The 18,920-nt window shown below is 64.1% G+C and carries 13 protein-coding genes; 11 read left to right on the top strand and 2 right to left on the bottom strand.

Annotated features, from left to right (window positions below; all coding sequences use genetic code 11):
• Window positions 1-2: 2 nt before the first annotated feature.
• The gene (locus tag B0G80_RS35155; protein ID WP_012428397.1) at window positions 3-371 is read right to left on the bottom strand and encodes a response regulator; all 369 of its coding nucleotides are present in this window, start codon (window positions 369-371) and stop codon (window positions 3-5) included.
• A 269-nt stretch (window positions 372-640) separates the two neighbouring features.
• On the opposite strand from B0G80_RS35155, the gene B0G80_RS35150 reads away from it, so the two are divergent.
• From B0G80_RS35150 to B0G80_RS35105, 10 genes are all read left to right on the top strand, one after another.
• Window positions 641-1,528, top strand: a complete 888-nt coding sequence (locus tag B0G80_RS35150; protein WP_116122354.1) for a LysR family transcriptional regulator — start codon at window positions 641-643, stop codon at window positions 1,526-1,528.
• A 330-nt stretch (window positions 1,529-1,858) separates the two neighbouring features.
• Window positions 1,859-3,358, top strand: coding sequence for an aldehyde dehydrogenase family protein (locus B0G80_RS35145; RefSeq protein WP_116122353.1), 1,500 nt, complete (start codon window positions 1,859-1,861; stop codon window positions 3,356-3,358).
• Window positions 3,359-3,486: 128 nt separating this feature from the next.
• Entirely contained in the window at window positions 3,487-4,659 is a 1,173-nt protein-coding gene (locus B0G80_RS35140; protein WP_116122352.1) for an FAD-binding oxidoreductase, read from the top strand.
• A 120-nt stretch (window positions 4,660-4,779) separates the two neighbouring features.
• A complete protein-coding gene (locus B0G80_RS35135; RefSeq protein WP_116122351.1) occupies window positions 4,780-5,985 on the top strand; it encodes a PLP-dependent aminotransferase family protein in 1,206 nt (401 codons plus the stop codon).
• Between the two features lie 449 nt (window positions 5,986-6,434).
• Window positions 6,435-8,219, top strand: a complete 1,785-nt coding sequence (locus tag B0G80_RS35130) for a DUF2138 domain-containing protein (protein WP_116122350.1) — start codon at window positions 6,435-6,437, stop codon at window positions 8,217-8,219.
• A gap of 42 nt (window positions 8,220-8,261) precedes the next feature.
• A complete protein-coding gene (locus B0G80_RS35125) occupies window positions 8,262-9,002 on the top strand; it encodes a DUF1175 domain-containing protein (protein WP_408969476.1) in 741 nt (246 codons plus the stop codon).
• Complete coding sequence (locus B0G80_RS35120) at window positions 8,999-13,804, top strand: alpha-2-macroglobulin (RefSeq protein WP_116122349.1); 4,806 nt, start codon at window positions 8,999-9,001, stop codon at window positions 13,802-13,804. The genes B0G80_RS35125 and B0G80_RS35120 overlap by 4 nt, the downstream gene beginning before the upstream one ends.
• A gap of 16 nt (window positions 13,805-13,820) precedes the next feature.
• Entirely contained in the window at window positions 13,821-15,659 is a 1,839-nt protein-coding gene (locus B0G80_RS35115; RefSeq protein WP_116122348.1) for a DUF2300 domain-containing protein, read from the top strand.
• Entirely contained in the window at window positions 15,656-16,546 is an 891-nt protein-coding gene (locus B0G80_RS35110; protein ID WP_258879139.1) for a YfaP family protein, read from the top strand. The genes B0G80_RS35115 and B0G80_RS35110 overlap by 4 nt, the downstream gene beginning before the upstream one ends.
• 22 nt (window positions 16,547-16,568) lie before the next feature.
• The gene (locus tag B0G80_RS35105; RefSeq protein ID WP_116122347.1) at window positions 16,569-17,384 is read left to right on the top strand and encodes a YfaP family protein; all 816 of its coding nucleotides are present in this window, start codon (window positions 16,569-16,571) and stop codon (window positions 17,382-17,384) included.
• Window positions 17,385-17,602: 218 nt separating this feature from the next.
• On the opposite strand, the gene B0G80_RS35100 is transcribed toward B0G80_RS35105, so the two are convergent.
• Window positions 17,603-18,079 carry a PRC-barrel domain-containing protein gene (locus B0G80_RS35100; protein WP_116122346.1) on the bottom strand — a complete coding sequence of 159 codons (477 nt, stop codon included), beginning with the start codon at window positions 18,077-18,079 and terminating at the stop codon, window positions 17,603-17,605.
• A gap of 397 nt (window positions 18,080-18,476) precedes the next feature.
• Here B0G80_RS35100 and B0G80_RS35095 point away from each other — a divergent pair, with 397 nt between their 5' ends.
• Window positions 18,477-18,857 carry a hypothetical protein gene (locus B0G80_RS35095; protein ID WP_116122345.1) on the top strand — a complete coding sequence of 127 codons (381 nt, stop codon included), beginning with the start codon at window positions 18,477-18,479 and terminating at the stop codon, window positions 18,855-18,857.
• Window positions 18,858-18,920: the final 63 nt, after the last annotated feature.

Here is an 18,920-nt window from a genome sequence, read left to right as displayed (position 1 = left end):
GCTTAGCAGACCGCGGGCATCGCCGCATCGCTTTCGCATTCGGCTAGCAACGAGAGCAGCTTGTCCAGCGCGAATGGTTTCCTCAGAAAGCCTTTGACGGGGAAGGCGGGCGCTTCGCCGCTGCCGCTCGTCAGAATCACGGGTACGGAAGCGAGTTCACTGCGTGCCTGCATCGATTCGATCAGTTCGGCGCCGTCCATGTTGGGCATGCGCCAGTCGCACACCACCGCGCTGACGCGCGTGCGTTGCAGTCGTTCAAAAGCTTCGGCGCCGTCCGCCGCCGTGGCGACCGTGTAACCACGGCCGACCAGCACGGCGCGTAGCGCGGACAATGCCTCGGGTTGGTCGTCGACCAGTAATACGCGACTCATGATGCTTATGCCTGAAATATTCGGTTGGACCGGGTCGCGGGTGTCCGTGGCGCCAGCCGTGACAGGGCGGCCTGAATTGCCATGTGTTCTTGCCTGTCGAGCCGCAACATAAAGCAAGTGCCGTGCCTGGCTATATATACGAAATCGATGTGCGAAGTTGCGGGCAAAACCGGCGGCTCATCCGAAACCGTCCGGCACTTTCTTCACACCCGGTTAAGATTGGCCTTTGTCTTGCGAGCGCCCAGCGGCGCTTCAACCAGGCCGTCATCATGCATTTCGATTTCGTGGACTTGCGTCTGCTCATCAATATCGCCGACACGCAAAATCTGGCGCGCGCCGCGGAGCGTTCGCACCTGTCGGCGCCGGCGGCGAGCAACCGGGTCAAGAATCTCGAGGAACAACTGGGTTTCAAGCTGCTCTATCGCACCAGCCAGGGCGTGACGCTTACGCCCGCGGGCGAAGCCTTCGTGCATCACGCGCGGCTCGTGCTCGAACGGGTCGAGCATCTGGCCGGCGACATGCAGGAGTACGGCGAAGGCATCAAGGGACACGTACGCATCTGGGCCAATACCACGGCGATCAGCGAATTCATGCCGGCCGTGCTGAGCCATTTCTTGCGCGATCATCCTGACGTCAACATCGACCTGCGCGAAGTGTTAAGCGGTGAAATCGTCAAGGGTGTGGCGGATAGCGCGACGGATATCGGCATCGTCGCGGGCAACGTGCATGCGGAGCATCTGGAAATGCTGCCGTATCGCGACGACCGGCTCGTGCTGGTCACGTCGCGCGATCATCCAATGGCGCGTCTGGCGTCGGTGGACTTTGCGCAAGTGCTCACGGCCAATTTCGTGAGCTTGCCGACCTCTAGCGCGATCCACGCGTTCATCACGAGTGCCGCCGATGCGCTCGGCGCGCGGCTGAAACTGCGCATCCAGGTCGGCAACTTCGAAGCCGCTTGCCGGATGATCGAAGCGGGAGTGGGTATCGGCATCGTGCCGGAATCGGTCGCGCTGCGGCACAGGAAGACGATGCAGATCGCCACGGTCGGACTGAACGACCCTTGGGCCGAGCGCAAGCTCAAGATCTGCGTGCGCAACCTCAAAGACCTGCCGCCGTTCGCGCGCGTGCTGGTCGACCGGCTGATGGCAGGCGTTTAAGGCCGATAGTTGCGGGCGTTCAATCGCGCGCCATTTATCGGTAACGATCAAGCTGCCGGGCCAGACGTCGTTCGGGGTGCACTTTCTGGCGGCGCCATGTATTTCCAATAAGAAACTAATGTGTCAGAGCCAATGTGCGGGCGTGAGTTAATGCCTCGGTCCGCTAAAACGCGAAACAATTGATTCGGCGGGCCGACCCGCATAGGCACAGCAAGACTTTGCGGGCTTTGCCCCGGCCCGCTCCGGGCAAATACCCTTGCCGCCATAAAAGCCCGCGTGTATAGTTTCCGAACTTACTCTTGTTTCGCATCGGAAATTAAAGGGATTTTCATGGACGCTTCCACCATCCTCGCCGACCTCGGCATCGCCCACGCGGCGCAAGCCGGCGACATCGCGGTTCACTCGCCTATCACCGGCGAACTCATCGGCCGTGTGGCCAGCAACACGGTGGCGGAAGTCGACACGGCCCTTGCCCAGGCGAAAGAGGCGTACACCGCCTGGCGCAACGTGCCGGCGCCGCGGCGCGGCGAACTGGTGCGTCTGCTCGGCAACCGTCTGCGTGAAAAGAAGCAGGCGCTCGGCAGCATCATCACGCTCGAGACCGGCAAGATTCTTCAGGAAGGCTTGGGCGAAGTGCAGGAAATGATCGACATCTGCGATTTCGCGGTCGGTCTGTCGCGCCAGTTGTACGGCCTGACGATCGCCTCGGAGCGTCCGGGGCATCGCATGGCGGAGACGTGGCATCCCATGGGCACCTGCGTCGTGATCTCGGCGTTCAATTTTCCGGCCGCGGTGTGGTCGTGGAATGCTGCACTCGCGCTGGTCTGCGGCAATGCGGTGATCTGGAAGCCGTCGGAAAAGACGCCGCTCACCGCGCTCGCCGTCAATCAGATTCTCAGCGAAGCGCTGCAAGAGTTCGGCGACGCGCCGGCCGGCCTCACCGCCTTGATCAACGGCGGCCGTGATGTAGGCGCGAAGCTGGTGGCCGATCCGCGCGCGTCGATTGTCAGCGCGACGGGCAGCACGGAAATGGGCCGCACGGTCGGCGTGGAAGTGGCGAAGCGCTTCGGCCGCTCGCTGCTCGAACTCGGCGGCAACAATGCGGGCATCGTCACGCAAACGGCGGATCACGAACTCGCCATGCGCGGCATTCTGTTTTCGGCGGTGGGCACGGCGGGTCAGCGTTGCACATCGTTGCGCCGTTTGTTCGTGCACGAGAGCGTGTACGACAAAACCATCGAGCGTCTGAAGCAGTTGTACAGCAAGGTGCCGATCGGCAACCCGCTCCAAAAGGGCACGCTGATGGGCCCGCTGATCGACAAGCAATCGTATGGCCGCATGCAGGAAGCACTGCAGCAGGCCACGGCCGAAGGTGGCAAGGTGTTCGGCGGCGAGCGCGTCGACGTGAAGGGCTATGAAAACGGCTATTACGTGCGTCCGGCTATCGTCGAAATGCCGTCGCAAACGTCGGTGGTGTTGAAGGAAACCTTCGCGCCGATTCTCTACGTGTTGCGCTACAGCGATTTCGCCGACGCAGTCGAGGCGAACAACGCGGCGGTGCACGGCCTGTCGTCGTGCGTATTCACTACCGATCTTCGCGAAGCGGAACGCTTCCTGTCCGACTCGGGCAGCGACTGCGGCATCGCGAACGTCAATATCGGACCGAGCGGCGCGGAAATCGGCGGCGCGTTCGGTGGCGAGAAGGAAACCGGCGGCGGCCGCGAGTCGGGTTCGGATGCGTGGAAGGCCTATATGCGCCGCGCTACCAATACGGTCAACTACTCGTCGGCGTTGCCGCTCGCGCAGGGTATCGATTTCAATATCGGCTGATACCGCTCGCTTGACCAGTGCAAAAGCAACGGCGCATTCCTGCGCCGTTGCTAACTGACAGAACCTCTTCAGCAATCCGTTTGCGCCGCCGGCGTTTGCGAGCGGCCACGCTACTCGTGGAGTAAGACGTGAGTTCCAAAGTCGTGATCGTCGGCGGTGGGGTGATCGGCAGCTCGATTGCGTATTTCTTGCGGCTGTCCGATCCGACAGTCAGCGTGACTGTGATCGAACGCGATCCGACTTATGCGCGCTCGTCGTCGGCGTTATCGGCGGCGTCGATTCGTCAGCAATTCTCCACACCGCTTTCCATTCAGATGTCGCTATACGGCATCGAGTTTTTGCGCTCGATCGGCGAACGGCTCGAGGTCGATGGCGCGAAACCGTCGATCGATCTGCACGAAGGCGGTTATCTGTTTCTCGCAACACCGGCCGGCGAGACCACGCTGCGCGAGAATCACGCGCTGCAAACGAGTCTTGGCGCCGACATCAGTCTGCTCGACCAGCACGCATTGCAAGCGCGCTTTCCCTGGCTCAACACAGAAGACCTCGTGGCCGGCGCATACGGTGAAAGCGGCGAGGGCTGGTTCGACGGCTATGGACTCGTGCAGGCGCTACGCAAGAAGGCGCAGTCGCTCGGCGCGCGGTACATCGCCGCCGATGTCATTGCCATTCACCGCGACGGCAAACGCGTCACGCAAGTGCAGACCGCAGACGGCGAGACCTACGCTTGCGACGTAATGGTCAATGCTGCCGGCGCATGGTCGCGCAAAGTCGCGCAGATGGTCGGCATCGACATTCCGGTCTACGCGCGGCGCCGCAGTATTTTCAACGTCAGCTCGCCAGGGCAGCTCGAACGGTGTCCGTTGCTGATCGATCCGAGCGGCGTGTACTTCCGTCCCGAAGGAAAATCGTTTATCTGCGGCACGTCGCCGTCGGCGGATAACGACCCCGACGACCTGCCGCTCGACGAAGTCGATCACGCACTCTTCGACGACGTGATCTGGCCGACGCTCGCGCATCGCGTGCCGCAATTCGAAGCGCTGCGCGTGCAGAATTGCTGGTCCGGCTACTACGAATACAACGTGCTCGATCAGAACGCGATCATCGGCTATCACCCGGATGTCGATAACTGCATTTTCGCCAACGGTTTTAGCGGTCACGGTTTGCAGCAAGGTCCGGCAACGGGGCGCGGCATCAGCGAATTGATTCTGCATGGCCGCTATACGACGCTCGATCTGGGCTCGCTGAGCTTCACGCGTGTGCTGGAAAACCGGCCCATCGTGGAGAAGAACGTGGTGTAGCCGCGTGCATCGGGGTGATGCGGAAAACGCAATACGTAGTGCGTAGATATCGTTTGCCGCCCAACTCGCCGATGGCCACAATCGGCGACGATCTTTCTTCCTGAGAAGCGGCCCGTCACCATGTTCACGTTCAATCCCGCATTCGAAGCGCCGACCGGTTCGCCGATCCGCGAACTATTCAAGTATCTGGCGCAACCCGGCATGATCTCGTTCGCCGGCGGCTATCCGGCGAGTGATCTGTTCGATCGTGAAGGGCTCGATGCCGCTGCATCGCGCGCGTCGCAACACACCACGCTCTGCCTGCAATACGGCCCGACCGACGGCCTGCCTGTCCTCAAAGAACAACTCGCGCACCTGATGACGCGCCGCGGCGTGTCTTGCACGCCGCAGGACTTGCTGGTGACGACCGGCTCGCAGCAAGGCTTCGATTTGCTGCTGCGCGTGATGGTCGCGCCCGGCGACGTGGTGCTGGTCGAGCAGCCCGCTTATCCCGCGACCTTGCAGGCGCTCAAGCTGCAAGAGGCCGACGTGGGCACGATTCCCGTCGATCAGAACGGCCTCGATATCGACGCGCTCGCCGCGCTGCTCGACTCGGGCACGCTGCGTCGGCCGCCCAAGCTGTTGTACACGGTACCCACGTTCGCGAATCCGACTGGCGCGACCTTGTCGCTCGAACGCCGCACGGCGTTGCTGAAGCTGGCGGCGCGTCACCGCTTTCTGATTGTCGAAGACGATCCCTACGGCGATCTGCGCTTCACCGGCGTGGCGTTGCCGTCGCTGCTCGCGCTGAGCGAACAGGTGCCGGGGTCGCGCGATTGGGTCGTGCATTTCTCCAGTCTCTCGAAGATCGTCGCGCCGGGCTTGCGCGTGGGCTGGATGCTCGCGCACGCGGAGATTCTGCGACGCTGTGTGGTCGCCAAGCAGACCGTCGATCTGTGCAGTTCGCCGTGGACCCAGGCGATCGCCGCGGAGTATCTCGCGAGCGGTGCGCTGGAGCAGCATTTGCCGCGGATCGTCGACGCCTACGCTGTGAAATGCCGCACGCTATGCGACGCGCTCGACGCGCAACTGGCGGAACAGATCGCATTTCATCGTCCTGCTGGCGGCATGTTCGTATGGGCGCGATTGAAGACCGGTCAGAATGCGTCCGATTATCTGCGCGCTTGTATCGAGCGCAATGTGATGTTTGTGCCGGGCGTCGCGTTCTATAAAGACAATATCGATTCGTCGGCACTGCGCTTGTCGTTTGCCGCGCCCGGTGTGCCGGATATCGAAACCGGCGTGAGGAGAATGAAGCAGGCGCTTGAGCATTTTGACGGCGGCTAAGGTGGTGCTCGTATCAAAGCAGTAATCGCGATGCTTGAAATAACCCGGCGAGCACATTGCGTGCAGCCGGGTTTTTTTACGCGCACGCTAAATCAAGCGGATTTAGCATAATGGCGCCGGACGAGTAATGCTATGCAAGCCGACGGGCGCCGTACCCAAAGCGTCGGAGCCATGTCCCGCGTGTTCCCGCCTATAGGAGTGGCACTGGCTCGCGCCATTTAAACGAATCGAATCGTCGCATCCAACGGAAGCGTTTCCTAATCCCTTAATCAGGCATGTGTCCGATTTTTGTCAAACTCCTCAAGCAAAGTCCCACTGTTAAATAGGAAGCATCGCTGGTTTTCAGTTAAAAATATCGGTTATCATCGCTGCCTTCGGAGATTGATCCCGCTGGCTTAATCTACCGGGCATCCGCGTTAATACCGTCGCATCGAACCAGAAGAAATCAGATGAAGATGTCGCGCAAAAAGATTGCAATCCTGGTAGCCGGTCTTCTGGTCGTGGCCGGCGTGGTCATTCAGGCGGTGTGGCGTCCTTTTGGTCATCGCAAAGTCGCCGAGAACAGCGAAGTCGTCCTCGATATTCATCACCCTGACGCGGTAATCGACAGCGACGCGCTGTCGCGTTTGCCGCGCGACATCCTGCGCGTGCCGCTGCTGCGCGACGTGCTGACGCAAGACTTCGTCGACTATTACGAATCGAGCAATACGCGTCTGTCCGCCGAAGGCGCGCTGCGGCGTCTCGCGTTCGAACATCAACTCGACTGGCGCGACGAACTGATCCGCCGCGTCTTCGACGAACCCGCGCACGTGCTGCTATGGCGCTCGCCCGACGGCCGCCTCGGCTACTGGGCGATGTCGATGCATCGCAACGGCCTCGCGAAGCTGCTGCAAGGCGTGGGCAACGTCGCCACCAGCGACGCGCAGCTGAGCCAGGTGGCCAAGCTCTCCGGCGACGTGCCGGTCTACGCATTGAAGCTGGCGGTCGGCCGCACGCTGCTGTTCGCCACTAAAGACGACCGGCTGGTGGTGCTGTCCGCGCCCGGCGTACTGCTCGACGGCAAGGGCGGCTTGCTGAGCGAGCGGGCCGACGCCGTGTCCGAGATGCTGTCCTCAGGCCGCGACGATGCCGCGCATGCCTATCGGCTCGATGCGTCCGGCGACGCGCCGAAGGGCCATCGGCTGGTGGTGTCGGCGAATTACCTGTCGTTCGGTTATCAAGCGTTCTTCTCCGGTATCGACGCGCTGCGTTTCGACTTCTCCCCGAACGGCAACGCCGCGGCGAACTGGCAGACCTCGGCGCTGATCGATCCGGGCAAGTTGCCGCAGCAGTGGAACGGCGCCGACCTGTGGCGCGCGTTGCCGGCCAATGCGGCGGCCTGCACGAGCTTGCCGGCGGACTGGAAAGAGGCCTCGGGTCTGTTGGGCAAAGTGGCCGGCGGCGGCGCGGACAACGCAGCTGCGATCGGCGATCAGCTCACCGGCCCCGCAGCGGTGTGCTGGTATGCAAAGTCCACGCTGGTCGCGCCGGTGTTCTTCGCGCGCGTGAAGCAGCAGGACGCGGCCGGCATCGCCGCATTGAAGACCGCGCTCGGCAAGACTTTCGGCGATGTGATCGGCGCCTATGAAGCGAAGGCCGCCAAAGCCGACGGCGCCGACTCCGGCTATCGCCGCTTGCCGGTCACCACGCGCGATCAGGGCGCGGACGTCACCGTGTGGCAGCGTCCGGTGAGCGCGCGTTCGGGCACGGCGGTGAGCAGCAAGGCGTCGTTCGCGTCGCAGTTGTCGGCGGAACGTTATTTCCCGGTCACGCTCGCACTCGCGCACGGCTATCTGATTTTCTCGCCGGACGGCCGCCTCGTCGACGACACGCTCGCGGTGCTCGACAAGCGCTACCCGGCGCTCGCCGATACGCTCGCGCCGCAACGTTTGCCGCGCACGATTCTGACGCTCGAGCCGTCGTCGGCGGCCGCGCTGATCGAACGCGAGGCCGGCGCAGCGTTGCCGGCGGATCAGGAAGCGGTGTTCCGCAATGCGTCGCGCACGCATCTTATGCCGAAGCTGCACGCGCTCGCTCACTACCCGCCAGTTTCGTTGACGCTGCCGCAGAATCTGCCGGGCTCGACGGGCTGGGTGCCGGTGGAGTGGTGGTTCGACCGCGCGAAAGCAGATGCCGGTTCGAATACGAGCGCGGCGGATACGTCGGCGGATCAGCCCGGCACCGAGGGCGACTGAGTGCGCCGCTTTCGCGTATCCGACGCCGTAGTGGCGGCGCACGTGCCTGAGCGCGCGGCGCGGCGCGTCGCCATTGCGGAGCCTGCGCATGCCGCCCTCACATCGCGCCGAGCGTGGCTCGCGAGCACGGCTGCCGCGTTCGCCATCGCGACACTCGCGCCCTACGCGCACGCGCTCACCGGCACCACCGCGTCCGCCGACCCCGACGCACTCTCACCACAACAATCCGCGGCGTTTCGCGCGTGGTTCGCGCGCATCGTCGATCAGCAGATGCGGCGCGGACCGACGCCGCGCTGGACCCAACGCGATTGCGCGGGCCTCGTGCGCTTCGCGGTCGGCGAGACGCTCCGTCCGCACGACACCCGATGGCTGCGCGCCAACGGCATGACCAGTCTCGCGGATACGAGCAGCATGCCGCCCGAACTGCAATTGTCGGCGTCGCAGCGCACGATCGCCAACCGCTGGACCCAACTCGACGGTTCCACCGGCGCGTACGCATCGGCGATCGCGCTGATTCAACGCAACAGCCGTTTTGTTTCGAAGGACGTGAACCAGGCGCTGCCCGGTGATCTGCTGTTCTTCGACCAGGGCGACGACCAGCATCTGATGATCTGGCTGGATCGCTACATCGCTTATCACACAGGCACCGTCACGCCGACCGATACCGGTCTGCGCGCCGTCGCCGTTTCCGACCTGATGCAATGGAAAGATTCCCGCTGGCAGCCGCTCGACGGCAATCCGAATTTCGTCGGCGTGTTTCGTTTGGACTTTCTGACACCATGACCCGAATGATTTCCGTCACACGATCGAGCGGTTGGTTGGGCAGGGCGCACCGTCGCGCGGCATGCAGGTTCGCGGCTCTGCTGCCAGTCTTGTTCGCGGTGATGACGCTCGCCGTCGCACCAGCCGCCTATGCGGACGACGACGCGGCGAGCGCCGCTGCCGCCGCCGATGCCAACATCGCCGGGAATCCGACACTGCAGACGGCGCCATCGAGCAACTTCAGCTCGCAGAAAGTGGACGGTCAACCGTTCTTCCTGCTCTCGGACGCGAGCTTCGGCAGCGATCAACTCGCGCAGGTGCGGCTCGAAGCGCCCGGCCGCGATTTCAAGGACGCGTTGCAGGCTTATGGCGGCGCGGACATCGTCGTGTATCGCGTGCCCAGGCCGCTGGACTTTCTGAAGGCGCAAAAGAATCTGCATCGGCTGAATGTCGCGCCGAATTATCAGGGCGAAGGGCTCGCGAACACGCTCGCGTATCTGTGGGACCGCTGGTTCACCGAAGCGCGCCGCGCGTGGCAGCGCGTGCTGTCCTTCGCGACTCGCAGCAAGGCGACCGAAGCCGCGCCGCAGTTCAAGCTCGGCGAGCAGACCGGCAAGCCGACGCAATTCGAGCCGAACTCGCAATTCGCGCCGCTCAAAGGCTACGACATGGTCGCGCGTTTCCGCTATCCGATCTGGGATGCGAAAGTGATCGAGCCGCCCAAGGGCGTGAATCTCGCGGGCAGCAGCAGTAACTTTATCGAAGCCAGCTCAGGCAACGTGATGATTCCGGTCGGCAAGCTGCCGCCGGGGCTGTATATCGTCGAGGCGGTGATCGGCAACTATCGCGCGCATACGCTGCTGTTCGTGTCGGACACGGTGGCGGTCGTGAAGGCGGCGTCGAGCGGCATGCTGGTGTGGACCACGCGGCGCGATAACGGCAAGCCGGTGGCGAATACGGAAGTGAACTGGACCGACGGCGTGGGCGTTCTGCAAAGCGGCACGACTGGAGGCGACGGCGCGCTGGTGCTGCAACACGTGAGCCCCGAGCGCAGCTATGTGCTCGGCAGCGATCCGCAGGGCGGCGTGTTCGTCTCCGAGAATTTCTATTACGACAGCGAGATCTACAACACGAAGATCTACGCAGTGACCGACCGGCCGATGTACCGGCCGGGCGATCCGGTGCATGTGAAGTTCATCGGCCGCACGTTCCAGAACGCGACGCAATCGTCGGCGCCGGCCGAGGCCGATATCAAGCTCGACGTGCTCGATCCGAACGGCGCGCCGGTCGCGACCAGCAAAGTGCATTTCGCCTCCGATACCGGTGCGGATACTGCGTTTACCTTGCCCGCCGATGCCACCGCCGGCGGCTACACGCTGCGCTTCGACTACAACGGCGACGTGTATGGCAGCGCGTTTCGCGTCGCCGAATATGTGAAGCCGCACTTCGACGTGAACCTGTCGATGGATAAAGCCGACTACGCGACCGGCGAGGCGCTGAAGGGCAAGATCCAGTTGCGCTATCCGGACGGCAAGCCGGTGCGCGACAGCAAGATTTCGGTCACGTTGCGCGCGCAGAAAGTGACGATCGTCGACGGTGAATTGCGTTATGCGGGGCTGTTTCCGGTCAAGCTCGAACAGCAGGAACTGAAGACGGATAGCGACGGCAACGCGAGCCTCACGCTGCCTGCTGCGAAGGAACCGAGCCGCTACGCGTTGACGCTGTTCGCACAAGACGGCGCGGCGTACAAAGTGCGCGTGACGCGCGAAGTGCTGATCGCGCGCGGCGCGACGCCATATCGGTTGACCACGGCCAAGTCGTTCTCGCAACCGAAGGAAGGGGTCAGCTTCGATTTGCAGGCGCTCGGCGCGGTCGATCCGGCTTCGCATGCGCCATCGAAATACGAATGGACGCGCCTCGAATCGCAAACGCATGGCGAAGGCGCGCTGAAGGGCGCGAGCGCGGGCGGCAAGCTGTCGTTCCCGGTGCAGTTCGATGAACCGGGTTCGTACATGTTGTCGGTCAAGGACGACTTGGGCAACCTGCTCGCCGCGACCAGCCACTGGGTCGCGGGCGACGGCCTCAAGGCGATTCCGGGCAGCGTCGAGATCGTGTTCGATCGCGACAAGTACAAGATCGGCGATACCGCCGAAGCACTGATCACGTTCCCGATGCCGGTGGACGACGCGCTGCTAACACTCGAACGCGACAACGTCGAACGTCGCGCGTTGCTTACGGCGGGCGGCGACTGGTTGCAGTTGCAACGCGTGGCGCCGTCGCAATGGAAAGCGCGCATCAAGGTCGGCGCTGACTTCGCGCCGAACATGACGTTCTCGGTGCTGTACGTGCACGCCGGCGAATACGTGTTCCAGAACGCGGGCATCGTGGTCGCGCAGCCGCAGATCGAACTGAACGTGAAGAGCGACAAGACGGTGTACGGGCCGGGCGACACGGTCACGCTGAATTTCGACAGCACGTTGAACGGCAAGCCGGAAGCGGCGAACCTGACGGTAAGCGTGGTCGATGAAATGGTCTACGTGCTGCAGCCGGAAATCGCGCCGAATATCGTCGACTTCTTCTATCACCCGCGCCGCAATAACGTGCGGACTTCGTCGAGCCTGTCGTTCATCACCTACGACCTCGCGCGCTCGCCGCTGACGGGCGCGCCCGGCGGACCGCAGCGCGCCAACTACAACGAGCGCGGCGTGAAGGTGCTCGAACGGCCGCGTCGCGACGATCAGGACACGGCCGCGTGGGAAGGCAACCTCAAGACCGACGCGAGCGGTCATGCCACCATGACGTTCAGGATGCCTGATTCGCTGGCGCGCTGGCGCATTACGGTGCGCGCGGCGGCGCCGGATGGCATGGTCGGTCAACGCACTGCTTACGTGCGCTCGGACAAGGCGCTGTATCTGAAGTGGAGCGGGCCGTCGCACTTCCGCGTGAACGATCAGCCTGCCATCGACATGATCGCCTTCAATCAGACCGACGCGGATATGGACGCGCAGTGGGTGGTGGACGGCGGCGGATTGTCGCTCGATCAGAAGGTCACGCTCAAGCGCGGCGCGAACTATCTGCGTTTGCCGAACGGCGCGCTGAAGGACGGCGTGATCAACGCGTCACTGCGCCGCGCGGGTAAGGACGTCGATCGTCTGCAGACGGCGATTCATCTCGATGCGAGCGGCTGGCTCGATCTGCATCAGAACACGGTGGCGCTCGACGGCTCGAACACGCCGCTCAATCTGCCGCAAGATGCGCAGGACGTCAGCGTGCGTTTCATCGGCAGCGCGCAGAGCCAGTTCATGCGCGTCGCCGACGATCTGATCAACTACCCGTACGGTTGCGCCGAGCAAACGTCGAGCCGTCTGATTCCGCTGGCGCTCGCGCACGATGCGATCGGCCATGGCGACAATGCGAGCTCGACGCAAGGACTCGAAGCGCTATTGCGCAATCAGCGGCAGCGGTTGGCCATGCTCGCGGGCGTCGGCGGCACGTTCGGCTGGTGGGGCGATACCACCGGCGGCAGCGCGTTGATTACGGCCTATGCATATTACGCGGACTGGCTCGCGAGCCGCAGCCTCGGCATTAGCCTGCCCGCGGACAACTGGCAGCACGCCATGGACGTCTATCGCGACGCCGGCGCGAAAGAGCCGCTGTTGCATCGCGCGCTGGCTTTGTGGCTGATGCAGCAGATGGGCCTGCCGGTCGCAACGCCGGTGTCGGGCGTGGCCGCGGATCTGACGAGCGATGCGGCCGCCACCGCTAAAGCGCCCGCGCGTAGCGGCACGTACGGCGCGTCGGACAGCATCGTGTTCGCGCAGGCCGATTCACCGCGCGGCAAGCAGATGGCGACGCTGCTGATCGCGAGCATGGCGCGCAGCACGAGCGCGCAGTTGCCGGACGGCTTCGACGCCGCGGCAAGCGCCGCGCGCCTCACGCTCGTGAACGATCCCGCGCCGTTGGTGCAAAGCCTCATCGCAATGACGGGCGACGGCGGAGCGGCCGCCGATGCCCCGGCATTGCTGGCAAAAAGCAGCGCCGACTATCCGACGCTCGATCGCGCCTTGACGCTGCTGTGGCTGCGCAAGTCGCTCGGCGCGGATCCGACTGCCGCGTCGCTGCCGTCGCTGCAAGGCACGGGCTGGACCCGCGCCACGACGCCGACCGGCACGCCGCTTTACAAGTGGACCGGCGCGGCGCAGCCGACCACGCTCGATGCCGGCGCCGCGCGTACCGATGTCAACGCGCTCGTTTCGTTCCGCAGCCACACGAGCGAGGACAGCCGCTTGAACATCACCGTCGAGCGGCGTTTCTACAAGCTCGAACCGGTCGAAGTCGCTGTCGATCCGAAGAAAAAGGACGCCGCTAGCGAGAGTCAGTTGGGCCGCTCCGCATTCACCGCGCGTGTGGTGAAGCAGGGCGACGCGATCGACAGCAATGCGCTCTATGTCGACGAAGTCACGCTCACGCCGCGCTCGGGGAACGCCTACCACTACGGCTTGCTCGACGTGCCGCTGCCGCCGGGCGGCGACGTCGAGGCGACGAGTTGGGGCGTGTCGATCGACGGTCTGCCGGGCGCGAAGGACGGCGCCAGCGGTCCGCAGGCGTTCCAGCGCGTGGCGTCGTACGAGATGGGCGAGCTGGCGTATCACCAGCCCGTGCCCTTGCTCGACCGACCGGTCACGCTGCGGCAACTGGTGCGCTTCGCGTTGCCGGGCACATTCGCGTTGCCGCCCGCGCGCTACTTCCGCATGTATCAGCCGGACGCGAAGGCGTTCGAAGGCGGCAAGAGCGATCGCGTGACGACGTTGCGCATTCAATAAGCGAGACGAGACCGCCATGTACCGCGCGCTTCGGCCTCTACGCGATCGTCTGGCAGCCAGGCTGCGGATTGCCCTTGCCGTGGGCGTGGGACTCGGTTGCGTTGGACCGGGCGTGTCGGCGTATGCGGTGGCCTCGTCTTCAGCCGCATTGGCGAACGCAACGGATGCCGCTACCGGGATGAACACCGCGACCTCCGCAGGAATGTCAGCGCGATCTTCGTCGCAGATGCTGCGCTTCGCCTGGTTGCGCGACGGTCAGAGCCGGCTTTGGCAAGCCGACGGCAACGGCGCCGCGCTCGGCTTCTCGCCGCAGGCCGCGAATGTGTTGCCCGCGACGCTGGAGACGCCGCTCGGCAGCGTCTGGAAGCTATTCGTCTACGGCTATCTGGTGGACCGCAATATCGCCACGCCGGATTACGCCTGCAACGGCGGCGATCCCGAAGAAGTGTATTGCTGCATGACGGGCGGTCATATCGATCGTGAACATGCGCTGGTGCAGTCGTGCGGACTTTTTTTCGAGCCCGCGCGCCTGCAGCTCGATTCCGCCGACTGGCGCAAGTACTGGACAGCCGCTCACGCGCCGGCCTGGCTACGCGATCTGCGCGCCATGACGCCCACGCATCGCGTGCCGGTAGCCGAACTGCTCGCCGCTTTGCAGGCGATGCCCGCCCGGCCGCGCGAAGCGGCCGCGAGCACGCTGGTGTCGGTGCTGACCAGCGGACGCGGCGAAGGCACGGTGTCGCTCTACGGCAGCGTGTTGCGCGCCAAGACATGGACGATGCCGGATCCGGCGCGTCCGGGCGCTTCGATCGGCGGCGCCGCCGGCTGGCTCGCGGACGGCACGCCGGTGTGGCTCGGCGGTCCGGGCGGCAGCGCGCGCGTGCTGGCGGCCGCCGCGCCGCGCATTGCGCCGCTGCTTACGCAAGTCACCGTGCCGGACGACGGCGCCTGCGTGCTGGTCGATTTCTTCAGCCGCTATCCAATTCGCGAAGTGCTCGGCGACAAGGGACCGGCCGCCGCGCCCGAGGGGCCGTTGCGCGGCGATTTCCGCGTCGGCTTCGTCAACGGCAATTGGGCGCGGGTGACGAGCCGCGGCGAGTTGCGGCTCGATCGCGATGCGGCCGGTGCGCCGCAAGTGGTCGGCCGCTTCGGCATGAACGACTATGTGGCGCGCGTGGTCGAGCGTGAAGGCGACACGAGCCAGGTGGAAGCGGCGAAGGCGCTGGCGGTCGCGGCGCGCACTTACGTCGTGCAGCAGGGCAGCCACGACCACGGCTGTTTCCGTATCGACGACAGCAGCAAGACGCAGCGCGTTCTGCCGCGCGCGCCGACAGCCGCCGCGCGCCATGCCGCCGATCTCACCGACGCGCTCGTGCTGACCGGCGTGCCCGTTCAGTACCACCACGACAAGGCCGCGCCGGGACAGATGAGCTGGCTGGCGGCGAAGGCGTCGGCGCAAGCCGGCCTGACGTTCGACGCCATTCTCGCGCGCACGTGGCCGCAAGCGACGCTGACTTCGTTCCAGAGTCCGCTGTCGGGCGATTGCATCGAAGTGGCCGGCGCGCAGGCATGGCTGCAACGTAACGCGCCGATATGGGCGCGGCGCATGGACGGCGCGGCGGGCTACGAAACGCCCGATCTGCCCGCGGTGTGCGCCGTGCGCGAAGGTCGGCCGTATGCGGATGCGCAGCGCAATCGCGTGTACGTGTATCGGCTGCAGACCGAAGAGGACCGTATCGCGTTGGCGCATGAATATATTCACCTCGCGTTTCAGCATCATCCGCGTGGGCTCGACGAGACGTTTGTCGAGCGCACCGCGCGCACGCTGATTCGCACCGACAATCCGATCCAATGAATACCGTCTCGCACTCGCCGATATCCTTGTTGCGCTGGCCGTTTGCACGGCGTGATTTCCGTGGTCGCGCCGTCGTGACGTTGGCCGCGGCCGTGGCTGCGCTTGCGCTCTGCACGAGTGCGCCGAACGCCGAAGCCGCTGACGCGGACGGCGCGATTGCCGACCTGAGCGGCGCGTTCGGCGGCTGGCGTCACAGTGGACTGACCAACGAGGGCGAGCATTTCGTCGCGGCTTATCCGCGACCGCCGGTCGATCGCGGCGCGCAGCGTTATCGCACGCTGATCGAAGGGCGCCTGAAGCACATCGACAAACACGCGCGCAAGCCGCCGACGCTCGTCGTCAACGGCAACCCCACGCCGCTATATACCGACGAGGAAGGCGCGTTTGCGCGGCCTTGGGCGTTCGGCGCGGGCTCGAACAGCATCGAGCTGATTTCCGCCGATGGCAAACAGCATCAGCGCATGCAGTTCTACGAAGCCGACCGCAGCAGGCCGCAAGCTAAATTGCGCGCGCTGGTCACGTGGGACGATCCGCACGCGCAGGTCGATCTGCATGTGATCACGCCGGGCGGCCTGCATGCCTTCTTCGCCAACCCGACACTCGAAGACGGCAGCGGCTTCGACGTCGATTCGGTGGACGGCGCGGGGCCGGGTATTTTTTCGTCGGCGGCGCCCGAGCGTGGCACGTGGCTGTTCTTTCTGAATTACTGGGGCAATTTCGATTCGACCGGCTATAACTTCGACGCCGCCGCGCACGACCGCGACGTGATTACGGCGACGTTGACGCTGGTGTTCAACGAAAACACGCCGAACGAACGGCGTGAAACGATGGTCGTGCCGCTGCGCAAGATCGGCGACCTGATGCTCGTGAAGAGCGAGCGACTCTGACAGCGGGATGGGAGCAGTGACGATGAAGGTCGAGACGACGGGTTGGATGAAGGCGAGCCGCGCCTGGCTCGCAATGGCCTGTTCGGCGGGTTTGGCCTGCTTGCTGGCAGCGCCGGCGGCGCACGCGAGCGATATCGATTTCGCCGCGCCGTTGAACGGCTGGCGCAACACGAGCGGCGACAGCGAACGCTATACGCAGGACGTGCATTACCCTGCGGTGGCGGTGTCGACACCGGAAGGGCAGTCCAGGTCCGCGCTGATCGAAGGGCAGATCCGCAGCACGCCGAAGAAGAAGGGCACCTCGGTGGGGACGCTGGTGGTCGATGGCACGCCGCTGCCGCAGCGCGTGGAAGGGGACGGCAAATTTTCGCGTCCCTATGCGTTTCCCGCCGGCAGCAACAGTGTCGAACTGCGCGCGCCGGACGGCAGCCGCAAGCGCGTGCAGTTCTACGACGCCTATAGCGGCAAGACCCAGCCGAAGCTGCGCGTGCTGCTCGCGTGGGACACCGACGGCACCGATCTGGATTTGCACGTCGTCTCGCCCGACGGCGCGCACACCTGGTACGGCGAGCGCGTCGCGCCGAACGGCGGCGCGCTCGACGTCGACGTGACGACGGGATACGGGCCGGAGATTTATTCGTCCGCGGCGCCGTTGAAGGGTACGTATCTGGTCTATGTGAATTACTACGGCAGCGGGAACAGCAGCGCCGATATGACCGTGGCGCAAGTGACCATCATCACGAACGAGAATACGCCGAACGAAAAGAGCGAAACGATTCGCGTGCCCATGCGCAAGGCCGGTGAATTGACGCTCGTGAAAACGTTTGTATTGCCGTAAAGCAGGAAACACTCGTCCGTCTGCAGCAAGCCGTGAGGCACGCGACTCATTCGGAGCGCGGCGGTGAAAGCCAACGCGTTCAAGGAGTTGGGTGAGTCATGCGCAGGTTGTCCACAGGCTTCTAAACAGTTTCTGTGGACAAATGCCATGGACAAGTTCGCGCGCTATCCTGCCTTTGAAAGGCCGGCTTGCGCAGTTCGACTCTGCCCGTCTGACGATCAGAGGTCAGTGTCCAATCGCCGCTCTTCCACTCCATCACGCATGACCGACCAATACGGCTGACGGTTGTAGTAGTCGTGCACGGCCGTGCCCCATTGCATGTCCGCCATGGAAGGCCAGTGATCCTTATCGAAACCCGGTGCGTTCTTGATCCGATCGGCGCTCGCATCGATCACGAAGCATTTGTCGTCCGTGTCGAGTGTGAGCGCGCTCCAGGGAATCGCGTGAAGCGTGTCGCCGATGCCCAGAAAGCCGCCGGTGGACAACACCGCGTAAGCGATCCGGCCGCCGCGCACGTCGAGCATGATGTCGGAGATCTTGCCGACATGTTCGCCGTCCGACGACATCACCTTGTTGCCGTCGAGCGTGGCTGCCGCCATGACGTCCGGTCCGGGACCGTCGCCGTTGCCGACTCCAACGATAGTTGCCCCTTGCGTATCGGCGGATGCCGGCACTTGGGGATCGAGCGTAGTCATGATGTGCTCCTCGTAAAAAGTGTACGTGGGGAGCGCGCAACGACTATGCCTGTTAGCCGGGGAGTGGTTGGCGCGGGAGCGCTTTACAGGTGGTTGCTGCTGCTGGCCGTGTGATGGGGTTTTGCGCGCGCAGCTGTACGACGGGGCATGTGGGCAATCGACCGTTGTGGGCGGCGTTACCGGAAAAAGGGGCGCGGACCGGAGCTGGTTTTTTCGGCGGTTCAGCGCGAGTTCGACCACCAGATCGGCAAAGCGTGGACCCGGCGATCCAGCAGATAGTGCTTACCCTTTCTTACCGGTGCTCAAGTTTCCGCGAATCGAGGTCGATAGGAGTTTTAACCGGCTGTGTGCGGGACGCCGGCCGACGCATCAGAAAGCAAAATCAACGGAGGTTGCTATGCAAATCGACAGTGCGTTGTCGTCGACACTGCCGGGGCCGGATCGCACGACGACCAAAGGGCCGTCCGCAGCAGACGACGCTGTCCTACAGACATCGACCGTGGGTGCGCCCGCGCAGGACGACGTCGTCCATATCTCCGCGGAAGGCGCGGCAACGGCGGCCCAGGATAACAATACGGGTCAGGGTGACGCAGTCAGCGATTCCGCAAGTGAGGACACACCGGCGTCCGGCGTCTCAGCGGTCAAATCGTTTGCGTATGGCACGCTCGGACTCGAGCGTCCGGATCAGCCTCAGGAAGCGCACAACGCGTTCTATACGGCCGGACGTTGGCTGGCAGCCGGAATCACGATCGGCGGGATCGTTTCGCTGCTTGCGTAAAAAGGGGAGCGGGAAAAAGAAAGCGCTTGCCGTGCGTGACGCACGGCAAGCGCTATTGACAGC

It is taken from the genome of Paraburkholderia sp. BL6669N2, from assembly GCF_003387275.1.
Taxonomy (GTDB): domain Bacteria; phylum Pseudomonadota; class Gammaproteobacteria; order Burkholderiales; family Burkholderiaceae; genus Paraburkholderia.
This window is presented reverse-complemented; position numbering and strand designations above follow the sequence as displayed.

Bases quoted from the DNA above. Each gene is read 5' to 3' on its own strand.
- B0G80_RS35100 (WP_116122346.1), bottom strand. From the start codon at position 18,079: ATGACTACGCTCGATCCCCAAGTGCCGGCATCCGCCGATACGCAAGGG.
- B0G80_RS35150 (WP_116122354.1), top strand. From the start codon at position 641: ATGCATTTCGATTTCGTGGACTTGCGTCTGCTCATCAATATCGCCGAC.
- B0G80_RS35095 (WP_116122345.1), top strand. From the start codon at position 18,477: ATGCAAATCGACAGTGCGTTGTCGTCGACACTGCCGGGGCCGGATCGC.
- B0G80_RS35110 (WP_258879139.1), top strand. From the start codon at position 15,656: ATGAATACCGTCTCGCACTCGCCGATATCCTTGTTGCGCTGGCCGTTT.
- B0G80_RS35155 (WP_012428397.1), bottom strand. From the start codon at position 371: ATGAGTCGCGTATTACTGGTCGACGACCAACCCGAGGCATTGTCCGCG.
- B0G80_RS35135 (WP_116122351.1), top strand. From the start codon at position 4,780: ATGTTCACGTTCAATCCCGCATTCGAAGCGCCGACCGGTTCGCCGATC.
- B0G80_RS35145 (WP_116122353.1), top strand. From the start codon at position 1,859: ATGGACGCTTCCACCATCCTCGCCGACCTCGGCATCGCCCACGCGGCG.
- B0G80_RS35120 (WP_116122349.1), top strand. From the start codon at position 8,999: ATGACCCGAATGATTTCCGTCACACGATCGAGCGGTTGGTTGGGCAGG.
- B0G80_RS35105 (WP_116122347.1), top strand. From the start codon at position 16,569: ATGAAGGTCGAGACGACGGGTTGGATGAAGGCGAGCCGCGCCTGGCTC.
- B0G80_RS35115 (WP_116122348.1), top strand. From the start codon at position 13,821: ATGTACCGCGCGCTTCGGCCTCTACGCGATCGTCTGGCAGCCAGGCTG.
- B0G80_RS35130 (WP_116122350.1), top strand. From the start codon at position 6,435: ATGAAGATGTCGCGCAAAAAGATTGCAATCCTGGTAGCCGGTCTTCTG.